This window comes from Bartonella sp. AA74HLJMH, from assembly GCF_042197045.1.
Classification (GTDB): Bacteria; Pseudomonadota; Alphaproteobacteria; order Rhizobiales; family Rhizobiaceae; genus Bartonella.
In genome coordinates this window covers 1-677 of the sequence record NZ_JBHIRJ010000142.1, presented here as the reverse complement: position 1 = coordinate 677, position 677 = coordinate 1, and the positions used below count along the sequence as shown (strand labels likewise).

The following is a 677-nucleotide window of genomic DNA, read 5'->3' as shown; positions in this document are numbered from 1 at the left end:
TAACAATAACAAAAAAAATAAAAATATTATTTTATCAAAAAGAGAAATTGATTTTGAAAATTTAGAAACAAACGATTTGGTTGACGAGCCAATCGAGTGTGATGTTGAAAGCCAATCAGAACAAATCAAAACGATAGAAACCAAACAACCAATCATTCGCGAGCAAAATACCAACACTTCAAACAAAGCTAACAACCGATGGCAAATTGACGAAGCGATGATTGAGAAATTGCCTTCACGAAAAGTTAAAAAGGTTGGAAAACAACTTTCAGAAATCGTTGATAAGATAATGCCTGCTTATTTTCCAGAGAAAGCAAACTTTTTTGAAGGAACAAAGAAAATAAGGGAAAAACAAGAAGTTGAAAGAATACTAGAAGATTTCAAACCCGATTTTCAATACGCAACTGAACAAGGATTAACGCATGATGAAGCCTTATCAGAATTTGAAAAATTTGTACGCTTTTCAAAATCCAACCCATGTCGAAATGCAAATGAACGCGATTGGCAAAGCGCTTGGGATAATTGGATTACGCATCCAGAATATGGATTGGTAATTAAGAAACACAAAAAATCAGAAGTGAAAAAACTATATGAAAGCGCATGTTATAAACCACCGTCAAACAATTTCGCAAATAACCTTTCAGAAAGCTTCAATCAACTTGCAACAGCGATCTACG

Annotated in this window: 1 pseudogene; it reads left to right on the top strand. The window is 33.7% G+C overall.

Features of this window, described 5'->3' with window-relative positions:
* Positions 1-677, top strand: a pseudogene (locus tag ACFINH_RS10225) (hypothetical protein); the annotation flags it as partial.